This window comes from Kordia zhangzhouensis (assembly GCF_001005305.1).
Classification (GTDB): Bacteria; Bacteroidota; Bacteroidia; order Flavobacteriales; family Flavobacteriaceae; genus Kordia; species Kordia zhangzhouensis.
Window position 1 is genome coordinate 1 of the sequence record NZ_LBMH01000017.1, and the last position, 12,863, is coordinate 12,863.

Sequence of the window (12,863 nt, forward strand, 5' to 3'; positions counted from 1 at the left end):
ATGGGTTTATTGAGGGGTACACACCATTGCTGAACCGTATTGATTGAATACGCATGGAATAGTAGCAGCATGAATAATGCTCGCAACCAAAAAAAATCCGTATCATTGCAGTATTGAAAACACAGCATGTTTGAGCAATTATTTTATAAAACGATTCTAAGCTATAAAGCACAACCTAAAAAGCGGAAACATCAACAATTGATGAGTTTGGCAACCATTTATATTTCTATACTACAATTGAGTTTATTACTGGTATTGTGTGTCGTATTAATCAAAGCTACTCGCAGTAGTTTTTTACGCTTTTATGAAATATATACGCCTATTTTTTATATTGTTTTAGTTTGGATTGTATTGTATTTGTTTAATTCGTTGTATTTTAATGGGAAACGCATGTTGCAAATTAAAAATAAAGCAATTAAAGAAAGTACCAAGCCAACGGATGTCTGGAAGCTTTGGGCAATTCCAATTATTTTATTTTTATTGAGTTTTATTCTTTTTAAAGCAGCTTAAAACTGAAAAAAGGTTCTTTTGAAACGAAAACGCTATTACTACTTACTTACACTTCAATACTTAGGATTTCGCTATCACGGATGGCAAAAACAACCAGATGTGAATACGGTTCAACGTATGACAGAACGCACGTTGGCCTACGTATTTGGTCATAAAAATTTTAAATTATTAGCTGCAGGAAGAACAGATGCAAAAGTATCTGCTAATGAAATTTTGATTGAGCTATTTTTAGATAATGAAAAACTGGATATAGAAGCATTTTTACCTTTATTTGATAAAAATTTACCACAAGATATTCGGGTATTAGACATTATAGAAACAGATGAAAAATTCAACATTATTCAACATCCAAAAGTAAAAGAGTATGTATACTTATTTGCTTTTGGTGAAAAATACCATCCATTTGCAGCGCCATATATGACTAATGTTTTAGGTAATTTGGATATTGAATTAATGAAAAAAGGAGCAAAGCTCTTTGAAGGAACTCACTACTTAAAAACGTATTGCTACAAACCTACAGAACATACAGTACTTGAAGGAACAATTGCCCTTTGTGAAATTATTGAAAACAACCTTTTTACAGCTAACTTTTTTCCAGAAACAAGTTACCTCCTTCGTGTAAAAGGAGAAGGGTTTAAGCGTCATCAAATTCGTATGATGATGGGGACACTTATTTTGTTAGGAAAACATGAACTCGATTTAGATTTTATTCAACGTTCTTTACAGCCTAATTCAGACTTGGAAGTAAACTACATTGCCCCAGCTTCAGGATTAATTTTAAATAAAATGATTCTAAAAGAGAAGTGATTGACGCATTCTCAAAATCATCAAATTTTTAAAATATAGAATTACTCGTGAATTACTTTTTTCTGCAAGATTAATTTCCCGGTAGTATTATATGCCTTTGCAAAATACATTCCTGTTTGCAATGTAGGCAGTTGTATTGTTTTTTGAGTAGAATACACTGTTTCAGAAAACAATAAACGCCCATCGATGGCATACAATTCAAATGTTTTTATTTGCTCATTAGTCGCTTCAATAGTCAGTTGGTTTTTAAATGGAATAGGATACAAGCGTGCATTTTCAACATCAAATTCTTCAGTGCTTAATAATCCGTTGAATAATAAGTTTGCTTTTTCAAAAGCATCTTCTCCAATTTTAATCCCTATAATTCGCCCTCTTATATCATCAATAGGTGGATGAATTCCTCCCCAAATTCTTGATAAACTTGTTTGGTCAGAAGCATCACGATACGTTGCCCATTGCAATGTGAATGGCGCACTAGGTCCGCGCTCAAATGCCAAGAAATTATCTTGAGGAATGTCAAAAGTTCCCATTCCACCAGGAAAATAGGCATCGCCAGTAATTAATGTCAATACTTCTGCTGCAGCTCTAGAAAAAGTAGAATGTCCTGAAAGATACCCTGCAAAAGGAGGTGTTACAAAAGTTCCTCGTTGATAGGGCCACCAACGTGTTCCTAAAATCCAATCGACACCAGCAATATCTTGCGTAGGATCATTGATATAATCAGGGCCTTTCCAAGCATATACTTTAATTTTCCCTACATTTTCATCATTTGTACCAGCAAGTGGATCGCCGGTTTGAATTAATTCAATATAACCAGGAATTAATGGCAAACCATGCGGATCATAACTAGGTAAGGAAGCATCAGAGCTTTGTCCTTTTCCTGCCATATAACGAATGGCTGAAATTGGACGAATGTAATCATAATATCCTTTTATTCCCCAAGTGTTTACAGCTGCATCGTGCATTGCTCCGCCTAAAGTTAAATACGATTTTACATCCCATTGCAAGTCGTCTAATATTGGGCCTGTTCCGTTCCAACGTTTTACAAGTAATGCATGGTCATTTACATAATTCATGATAGTGAACCAATGTCCTGGAGGCGTTTCTGAATCTGGCCCGTCTGCCCAAAATTCTGCCAATACACGAGCGTAGTCCGCTTTTTTTACCATTTGTGGAGTATAGGGCTGATTCGTCACAGGATTTAATGCATGTCCTGTACTAGGATCGCCACCCAAAAGCAGGTCGTAAAATTGTTTGTATTCTGCAAAAGTATCAGGAAAAGCGGTTGGATCTAAATTCCCTAACGAAGCTGGAGAAATATCAATCATAGTATTATCGGCAGGATCTAAGTGTGAAGACCAAACCGATACTAAAGTAAAATGCCACTTATATGGATCATCAATACCATCTTCATTAGAATTTTGAATATATTCTGGTGGTCCAGGATTATTGTATACATAACAATTAAATCCTTCGTTAATAATTTGCAAATCTTCTGCTTTTAAGGCAAAAGGAGTTACTTGTCCCCATTCTGGACTTAAGAATGCAGGTACATTGGTAGGAAAAACGTTTCCACTTTGATCAATGTATACATTAAATGCCAAAGGTTGCCATTTATTGGGTTGGATGTTTGTATTGTCTTGATACGTTTGTAAAATTAACGGGTTATTGGAAGGCGAATAAAATTGGTTTGCATAATCATTTTGCTCATTTGAACCATCTTGCAAACCAAAATTAATGATTTCATTAGCGAGGTAATTTCCAAGTGCAGCATACGAACCTGCGCTATAATCTGTAGATGTAAAGTTACTATCGTATCCATACGACTGAAACAGTGTTTGAATAGATGCTAAAGAAGAAGAAGCTCCGGGAGAGCTTGCAAATCGATGATTTAATAAACGATACATAGCATAGCTCATCATTTCATGTTGAGCTGCAGCTACATCGGTAGGTGTTGTAATTCCATTAAAATTGCATGTATAATTCCCGAAATTTTTTCCTAAAAACAAGGTTTCATTAGAGGTAAATACTGCCCAAGAATCGTACATCACGATGGCGCTGTGGAATAAATTACGAGCGTGAACTGTAGGACGAGCAAAATCATTACGAATAGCGTTCAATAATTCTTCATTCCATTCACGTGCTACAGAATGTTGGGCTTGAACCACTGGAATGGAAAGTAAAAAACTCCACAAAAAGAAGATAATAATCTTTTTCATTTTTTAGGGTATCGAGGTTATACCGTAAACTTAATTAAAAGATTATTTTTATACAAACTATGAGGTTGATAGTGAAGTAGTTTTTACTATTCTTTTAAGCATTCCTAAAATCATTAAGGAACAACTCCCGCAAATTAAGAATCCGACAAATAGAGGAGAAGCAGTATTTTTAACAAAACCACCAATGTAAGTAGCAATGGGAACTGCCATAACTGTTGATACAAACCCATTGATAGCAGCGCCAATTCCAGCAATATGTCCTACAGGCTGCATGGCTAATGACCGAAGATTTCCGAAGAGGAATCCTATGGAAAAAAATTGCAACCCAAAAAAAGAGACCAAGATGTATACACTTGGATTTGTTGTACCGTAAAAAAATAATAAATATAGAATAGGTATTGTAGTAAATGCAATCATAAATGCACGTACCATTTTGTACATTCCATATTTTAAAACCAAAGTTCCGTTTAAAAATGTGGCAAAACCTACTGAAATTGCTAGTGCTGCAAAAATGAAAGGAAACTCTTCTACAAGACCATATTGATTTTGAAATATTTCTTGAGAAGCACTTAAGTATACCATAAAAGAGCCTGTAATTAACCCAGAAATTAGAGTGAAAGCAATTGAGGTTTTAAATTTTATAAACTCTTTTAATCCATTAATAAATAATGATTTAGATAGTCTTATCTTATTCTTTGGATGAAGTGTTTCGGGTTGACGTTTCCAGAGCCAAATCATGATGAATAAACCAAAAATTAATTGACTATTAAAGATGGATTTCCAGCCAAAAGAGTCCAACATAAGCTTTCCAAGTGCAGGAGCAATCACAGGAACTAGAATAAAAATAGCTACAATAAACGACATAATTTTTGCCATATAATCACCGCTAAAACTATCTCGCACCATGGCTATACTGATTGTTCTTGGTGCCGAGAGTCCAATTCCTTGAAGAATCCTACCAAAAACCATAAGTTCCATGCTTTTGGCAGTTACACAAATAAAACTCGCAATGACAAATACACCAAAACCAATATAAATAACAGGTTTACGACCAATGCTATCTGATAATGGGCCAAAAATCAATTGCCCACAGCCTAACCCTAAGAAAATCATGGTAATCAATAATTGATTTTGAGTAGAATCAGCAGTACCAACTGTAATTCCAATAGCTTCTAGAGCAGGCAAAATAGCGTCGATAGAAAGTGCTACGATCGACATTAACGAAGCCATTAATATAATGAACTCTGTTTGGGATTGATTTTTTGAAAACATTGTGCAAAAATACGGCTTCTATACGAGGAACTGTATTTTTAATGCAAAAGGTTTGTTAAATATGTATGAACAGATTTAGTATATTCGTTGTAGATTGTTTGTCATGAAAATTTTTAAAAAAGAACGCTCAAAGTCCATGAATGGGAAAAATATCAAGAAATATGTAAAATATGCCTTTGGAGAAATTATTTTAGTCGTGATAGGTATTTTAATTGCTGTTGGTATTAACAATTGGAATCAGCAAAATCAATTAAATCAGGCAAACATAGAATTGAGAGAAAATGTAATCAACCAGCTTATAGAAGATATCGTAGCTATTGAATCATATGAAAAACAGTTAGATACCTTACAAAATAACTACTTGAATATTTTAGATAAAGAGCATGATAAAAGCAAATTAAAAAGAGGAAGTGTGATTGAAACCTTGTTGTTTAAAGTGAATACCATGGATATGAATACACATGTTATAAATATGATAGATAATGCAAATTTGAATCAATCAAAAGCTTCTGAACAATTATTAAATTTAAGTTCTGTTTACAAAATTCACTTAGAAGAAATAAAATCTGTAGAAAAATTAATTTTTGAAACAATTACTGAAAATTTAAAAGAAATTGAACGCACACAAGATTGGTATGCAGATTTCATTACAGATTTAATTTGTAAAGAGGATTGTATAAATTATGTCTTAACCAATACACAACACAAAGCTCGCATGGCATCTTTACGTTTTTTATATGTAAATGGATATGGGAGTATCATTTCAGAATTAAAAAAGAATTTACTCAAATACAAAGAATCATTACAACGAATAGAAGACTAGAAAGAGGTTTTATTATTTTAGTGTCAATATTACTATTTAACATAATATAAATTATAATACATGTATTATATATTTAGAACTTGAATGCAATTCACGATTTATTGCGCATTATAAAAATTCAAAATGAACTTATCGAAAATGCTAATAAGAAACTTAAAGACGAAATTATAGATTTTAAAAAACGTGTTAATTATGGAACTGGGAAGTTTGAGTGAATTAAATTATAGTTATTCTTCAACTAAAGTTATATTACATCAAAATCAACCCTTTTTTAATTTAACAGGTTTTAAATATTTTTTTCTGAAAGCACTAGGAGTTAAACCTAGATTAACTAACAAATTACTTATTTCCTGATTTGATGCAGAAAAACATCCATAATTTATAATCCCATCAACAAATTGTCTTAATATTACTTTAAATAAATTTAATGAGTTTTCATCTATTACTCTAGTTTCCGGACTAGAATTTACATTCCAACCTTTAATATTAGGAGGTTGAAGAGTCACTAAGTTATATATAGCTGATGGACCATATAATTTTTTAAACCATTCTCCAGAACCTAATAATTGATTTATATTATCTCGAGTAATTTTATCATGAATAGCTCTTGACTTTGCCTCTAAGATTAAGTAATGATTGTCAGTCATAACCCAAAGTACATCTGGTCCATTTCCAAACTCTGCTTCTGGTTCTTGAGTATAGAACCCTATAAGTCTACCTACTTCCGCTAGTGAGTTCTCAAATTTTGTGTGAGGAATATCTTGACTAAAATGAAGGTCTTCCATGAGGCTTTCAAAATACATTTTAAAATCTTGAGAGGTTTCAAATCTTTTTACAAAATTTAATACTTGTGACGACTGTTCCTCATTAGCCATTATTTTAGTATAATTATGACCATTTTTCGATTGCAACATGTGTGATGTTGTCATAGAGGCTTTAAGTTGAAGATCATTTGATTTTGGAGCATTATTAAGATATAAATAATTAGCAGATTTTTCAAAATACCAACCTTTTTGCTTACTTGTTAAATCATTTGAATTTATAATACTTTCTAGAATTATATTGGATGCTCCTTCATAATCTCTTCTTCTATATTTTTGCATTGCCAATGACTCTACATAAGCTATTTCTAGGTTTTTAACTATTCTACTATCATTTTTATCAACTTCAACTTCTGACAAAATTCCTGAATGGTATTCTCTCCAACTCATATCTTGAATAAGACATAAATTTGCAGTTTGTTTAATAGTTTCTAAAGAATTAGTTTTTGACTCTCCGTCTAAGAGAGATAAACCTAATTTTAGTTGTCTACGTGTAACAGGTGTAAAATATTGTAGATTAGATTTGTTACCAACAAATTGTAATAAATCTTTACCCATTAAATAAACCGTACAGTAATCACTACCTGATCTTACTGCTCGCCCAAGTCCTTGTTCTATTATTTGAGCTTTTAAAGATGCTTTTACTGACTCCAATCTTAATTCTGCATATAATTGTTCATAAGAGCTAAATGAAGGATAACCATCTAAAATTAGTACTCTACACATATCTCCATTTAAATCAACGCCATCATAACGATTTACTAAAACATAAAATAATCCTTTTTGAGATTTCAATTTATCTATATTAGTATTTATGCTATCATTATTTATTATTTCAGCACCAACCTCTTCCCATTTATTAGCTCTTTCCCAAGAAGGAGTAAGCACCATAACATTAATTCCTGATTCTGAATAATCCTTGGCTAAAGACATAATTTGTTCATCAGTAATCCTAGAATCAAATCTTTGGGGAGCTAGAATTAATCTTTGACCTACATCTTTTCTATCTCTTGGTATTAAAGCATTCTTAATACTATCTTTATCAATCCCTAGATCTTTAATTAAGTCTATTTGGTCTTCAAATGTTGCAGAGAGTATATACCTATGTTTGGCTTCATTAAAGGCTCTAACATTATGATAAGGAACATAAGAAGGAGCTATCTCTATGCCCTTAGGACCAATATAGCAATCATATGATTCCAAATCATCGGCTATTAATCCCCATTTAAAATATAGTTCATCATCATTACTAAATTCTCCAATCAATTCAATAAGTTCATTATTTCTTGTTAACCAAGACCAATAAGGGACTTTCAATATTTTAGCATATGGATCACCTTGAATGAGTCGATGATATGTGCCTGGCGCCTGATACTTTAAATCATCTTCAAATAATTTTAGAAGTCTTTTGCTTAAATCATGTTCAAAGGAAATTGATATTGTTGTAGCAGTTCTAGCAATATCTAAACACACATGAGCATCATCTATGACTATTGATCCTACATCAATGTTATCTCTATCAAATATTGAACGTGAATTAAATAATTTTTGAAATGTACATAACAAAATTGCCTTAGAATTTAAAAAATCATCGGGAAAAATATTTCTATTATCATGTTTTTCAACTTCACAAACAGGAATTCCATATAAATTAGCTTGTATTTTAGCTTGTTCTAAAAGTTGCTTATCTGGGCATAAATAAAGGCTAGTTCCTACTCCTTCAACCATTTTAGAATAAAGCATTAATAGACTAACTAATGTTTTACCAGAGCCTGTATTCATCTTACATAGAACATCTCTTTGATTTCTTATATTATGCCAAGAATTTAAAACTTCTTCTTGAATTCCTCTCAAATATGCATAACCTTCTTTATGAAATAACGTTTGAAATAATTCAGTTGGTTCAAAGTTTAATTCTTTGGGTGTAGTATCTTCTAATTTCTTTTTAAATATGTTCATCATTATATGTTTATTCTTAACTTATAAGCATAAAAATACTAATTATTAGTAATTAAATATCTTACATTTTAATTAAATTTTTAGTATTTATATCATTCCACAACTATTCCACTTCGCTCCTACACTTCGGCAAACTCAGTGCAGGCATCGCTTGTGTAAAAATTGTTCCATTACCTTTCGTGAAGAAACTTTAAGTAAAAACTTTTATAGAAAAAGTATATAATGAAACTTCGCTTTTACCAAAGCAAAGTTTCATAACGCAAGTACATTATAATACATATATTATATATAGAAAAATAGCACAATTGTCGTATTTGTAAACCATAATGATATTATGCTATATATCCCAGAACCTTTAGAATTTTCTTTAGAGTATTTTGTACTTGGTTCATGAACATTTTTTAAGTAGAAATAGTCATTAGTATTTAATTTCCAAAAGTCATTTTTATTAATTACTTTGCTAGTTTGAATAACTAGTAAAATTGTCCCGAAGCATTTTGTTACTTAATAATGTACTGCTCACGAAAGTTTCTGCAAAGCAAATTACTTGTATGTGTTTGTTTTTGTTGAGTTCATTGTATGTGTTTGGCTTTCAAAATGAAACAATTTCAAATACGACTCCAACTATTTTTACTGAAGATACTACAGAAATTCCAATTGCTGATTCTTGGCAATTTTATTGGAATCAACTCTTAGAACCAGGACAATTTAATACAAACTCTTCATTTAGTACAGTTTCACTAACCAATTGGACTGAATACAAAGATACTACACAGAAAACATTGCCCTCTTTTGGGTATGCCACTTATCGTCGTACGTTTTCTATCCCTAAAAATCGTCCGTATCTTTCGCTGTATATACCAGCGACCTATGCTTCTGCCAAAACTTGGATTAACGGAAAACTTATTTCTGAAATAGGCCATGTTGGAACAACGCGTGCTGAAACAATACATCGTAGATACGCACAGATAATTCCTCTGAATTCTGAAGAAACGCAATTTGAAATCGTAATTCAAGTAGCAAACTTCTATCATCATAAAGGAGGAATTGATATGCCATTACTTTTAGGAAAAAGTAATCATTTTTCTGAGGTAAAGTTTAAACGTGTTGCTTCTGATATGACCTTTATTGGAAGTTTGACATTGATTGGCCTTTTCTTCTTACTATTTTTTCTGTTGTATTGGAATAAAGATCGTGCCGTTTTATATTTTGCCATTCTGTGTCTTTCATTATCATATATGGCACTGAACGATCGCTATGCGCCGTTTGCCAAGCTTTTCCCAACGGCAAGTTGGACTTTATTGACTACGATAGAATATATTGCCTTGTTTTTAGCAGGATATGCAGCAAGTTTCTTTTTCTATAGCATTTTCTACAATTTTGTCCATAAAGTATATGCTAAAATTAGCAAGTACAGCTTTTATTTACTGTGCATATTGGCCATTTTTCTACCTGCACCACATTTTACTCGATTGGTTCTCCCCTTTTTACTACTAATGATCATCAATTTGATGTATATCTTTTTTGTCATTATAAAAGCAATTGCAAGTAAACGACACGAATCAATGCTGGTATTAACAAGTACATTACTCGCTTCGTTTATCTTTTTTGCTCATATTTTTATTTTTTTAAATACGGATGGAAATACTATCATTTATGTGAATTTAGGCTATATTTTGGTCTTTTTATTACTCTCGATGTTATTGATGATGCGTTTTGCAGATTCGCTACGTGCACTGGAAAAAGCCAAAGAACTTGCTATAAAACAAAAAGAACAGATTTCATTCAAATCGAAAGAATTGGCAGACGTAAATACGAAATTGAAAGATAATGTTCGTCATTTAGAAAAAATGAATGCTGAACTCGATAGTTTTAATCATATTGTATCACACGACTTAAAAGCTCCTTTAATTGCCATAAATACGCTTGTTTCTTTTATTGAAGAAGATTTAGAGGAAATTCATAATGAAGAAGTAACGCAAAGTTTTGGATTGTTAAAAGGTAGAGTATCTAAAATGTATGCGCTTATCAACGATTTGCTAGAGTATTCAAAAATCACAAAAGGCAAAAAAGTTAAAGAGACATTTCAGTTGAACGATATGTTGCTAGAAATTGTTTCTATTGTCAATGCAGAGCAAAAACACGTTGTGAATTTACCTAAAGATGTGGAGATTCATACAAATAAAGTTCAGCTAGAACATGTTTTTCAGAACCTCATTCAAAATGCGATTAAGCATAACGATCAAGCGCAGGCTATTATTGATATTTCGTTTTCAAAAAAACAACATGAATACGAGTTTAAAGTTCGCGATAATGGTCCTGGAATTGAAGCAAAGTACCATACAAAAATCTTTGAAATGTTTAGCCAACTTACTGTAAACAATGAAGTAGAAAGCACAGGAATTGGACTTTCTATCGTAAAGAAAATTGTTACAGAAAATTACGGTGTTATTTCTGTTGATTCAGATAAAGGATTGGGCACTACAATTACCTTTACGTGGAGAGCTTAAAATATTATCGTCTTTTTCGGGAAGTGATAAAATATACTCCAATTAACAATATACTAGCAGCAATTAACGATTGTGTGGTAAGTTGTTCATTTAAAACATACCAGCCTAAAAATAAAGCGACTACCGGATTAACATATGCTGAAGTTGCTACTTTTTCTGTAGAAACTTCCTTAAGTAAATAATTGAACGCTGTAAATGCTACAATACTTCCAAAAATGACGAGTAAAAACATTGAAATTTGTACATTTTTAGTCCAATCTAGTGGAGAAATCCATGTTTCATCAAAAGATACACTTAATACCGCCAATAAGACACTTGCAATGAGCATTTGGTAACCCGTACTAACCAAGTGATTTTTTGGAATATCAGCTTTTGAAACATATACACTAGCATAACTCCAACCAATAACACAGGTAAATATCATAAAAATTCCAAGTAAGGTTCCTTCATCTGTAACCAACGCTCGTTGGCTTACCAAAAGATACATTCCTAAAATACCCAATGTAATCCCAATGATGGATTTTTTCTGCATTTTCTTATTATCCATCAATCGCATTAAAAGCAATACAAATAACGGTTGCGTAGAAGCTAATAAAGCCGCAAATCCGCTATCAACATATTTTAATGCCCATACAAACACACCATTTCCATATACCATGAAAAGAAATCCAACCAATAAAGAGTTTAAGAATTGCTTTTTGGTAATTCCTATCTTTTTTCCAGAGGCTTTGGCAATGATAAACAACAAAATACTAGCACAAAAAAAGCGAATAGAAGCTAAAAAAAATGGCGGTAACTCAGAAACCGCAATTTTATTTAGTAAGTAGGTGCTTCCCCATATTATATAGATTGCTATGAAAGCTAAAATGATAAGTGCTTTGGAAGAGGTTGGTTTCATGAGCTATAAATAAAGCGCAAAGGTACAACCTTGTTTTTATATATTTAGCTAAATTTTGCACCACTTCTCTGCACTATTTTTTTTAAGTTTTTTGTTAATTTTTGTAATTTTTCATCATTTAACGCAACTATTCAAAAAAAATGTATCTTATTAAGATAAAACCAAAATTCATTATGAAAAAACTACTATTGGTAATTTTTCTAATTTCATTAGGGATTGGCTGTACACCAGATACCATGACACAACCAGCACCATTAATTGTATATAATGGTAATGTAATATTACGAACGCAAGCAGATGTGGATGCGTTTGGGACACAAGGTTATACTGTCATTAATGGTTTTTTGAATATTGGTGATCGTTGGAGCGATACTCATATACCTGTCCCGTCAGATATTACAGATTTGTCTCCTTTGAACGGATTGACACAAATTGCGAGTCAACTGGAAGTACAAAGCAATCCGCAGTTAACATCTTTACAAGGTTTAGAGAATATAGAAGTAGTTGCAGGTTTGGTGCTAAGTGATAACGAAAATTTAACTTCTTTAACTGGTTTGGAAGGATTGAAAAGTATTTCAGGTCATACATTTTATACAGGTCAAGTTTTTTATAATGGCGGATTGATTTTTGTATTCAATAATCCATCACTAGCATCTGTGGAAGCTTTAGGAAACATAACTCCACAAACACTTTCACAAGTAACGATTAACAATAGTGGTTTGTCATCATTAGCAGGATTAGAAAATATTGTAGAAGTTTCTAAGCTTTATATAGTAAACAATGATGTGCTTACTTCGTTAGAAGCTTTAGAAGGTTTGATTAACATTAATTCAACTGTTTTTATTACGGGAAATGATACATTGACAAATTATTGTATTTTACAAAATCCTATTGGGAATAATCCTAATTTGGAAGTGTATAATGTGTTAGATAATCAATTCAATCCAACACAGCAAAATATCATCAGTGGAAATTGTAGTCAATAGTAAATAAAAGACATATAATATATAAAGACGCTTTTTGAATGAGAGCGTCTTTTTTTAT

The 12,863-nt window shown here is 31.9% G+C and carries 9 protein-coding genes; 5 read left to right on the top strand and 4 right to left on the bottom strand.

What is annotated here, in order from left to right; all coding sequences use genetic code 11:
* The first annotated feature begins 126 nt into the window (after window positions 1-126).
* Entirely contained in the window at window positions 127-510 is a 384-nt protein-coding gene (locus tag AA088_RS16630; RefSeq protein ID WP_046746174.1) for a hypothetical protein, read from the top strand.
* Window positions 511-528: 18 nt separating this feature from the next.
* The gene (locus tag AA088_RS16635) at window positions 529-1,317 is read left to right on the top strand and encodes a tRNA pseudouridine synthase A (protein WP_046746175.1); all 789 of its coding nucleotides are present in this window, start codon (window positions 529-531) and stop codon (window positions 1,315-1,317) included.
* A gap of 41 nt (window positions 1,318-1,358) precedes the next feature.
* Here AA088_RS16635 and AA088_RS16640 read toward each other — a convergent pair whose 3' ends face one another.
* Complete coding sequence (locus tag AA088_RS16640) at window positions 1,359-3,536, bottom strand: T9SS type A sorting domain-containing protein (protein WP_046746176.1); 2,178 nt, start codon at window positions 3,534-3,536, stop codon at window positions 1,359-1,361.
* A gap of 57 nt (window positions 3,537-3,593) precedes the next feature.
* Window positions 3,594-4,808 (bottom strand): multidrug effflux MFS transporter, encoded by a 1,215-nt coding sequence (locus AA088_RS16645; protein ID WP_046746177.1) that lies wholly within the window; start codon window positions 4,806-4,808, stop codon window positions 3,594-3,596.
* Between the two features lie 103 nt (window positions 4,809-4,911).
* Here AA088_RS16645 and AA088_RS17820 point away from each other — a divergent pair, with 103 nt between their 5' ends.
* Complete coding sequence (locus AA088_RS17820; RefSeq protein ID WP_157547313.1) at window positions 4,912-5,631, top strand: DUF6090 family protein; 720 nt, start codon at window positions 4,912-4,914, stop codon at window positions 5,629-5,631.
* A gap of 260 nt (window positions 5,632-5,891) precedes the next feature.
* On the opposite strand, the gene AA088_RS16655 is transcribed toward AA088_RS17820, so the two are convergent.
* Window positions 5,892-8,414, bottom strand: coding sequence for a DEAD/DEAH box helicase (locus tag AA088_RS16655; RefSeq protein ID WP_046746178.1), 2,523 nt, complete (start codon window positions 8,412-8,414; stop codon window positions 5,892-5,894).
* A 494-nt stretch (window positions 8,415-8,908) separates the two neighbouring features.
* Here AA088_RS16655 and AA088_RS17825 point away from each other — a divergent pair, with 494 nt between their 5' ends.
* Window positions 8,909-10,921, top strand: a complete 2,013-nt coding sequence (locus tag AA088_RS17825) for a sensor histidine kinase (RefSeq protein ID WP_157547315.1) — start codon at window positions 8,909-8,911, stop codon at window positions 10,919-10,921.
* 4 nt (window positions 10,922-10,925) lie between these two features.
* Here AA088_RS17825 and AA088_RS16665 read toward each other — a convergent pair whose 3' ends face one another.
* Window positions 10,926-11,819: an EamA family transporter gene (locus tag AA088_RS16665; RefSeq protein ID WP_046746179.1), complete on the bottom strand. Its 894-nt coding sequence runs from the start codon at window positions 11,817-11,819 to the stop codon at window positions 10,926-10,928.
* Between the two features lie 173 nt (window positions 11,820-11,992).
* Between AA088_RS16665 and AA088_RS16670 the strand changes: the two genes are divergently transcribed.
* On the top strand, window positions 11,993-12,805 hold the full coding sequence (locus AA088_RS16670) for a hypothetical protein (protein WP_162199697.1): 813 nt from the start codon (window positions 11,993-11,995) through the stop codon (window positions 12,803-12,805).
* Window positions 12,806-12,863 lie beyond the last annotated feature (58 nt).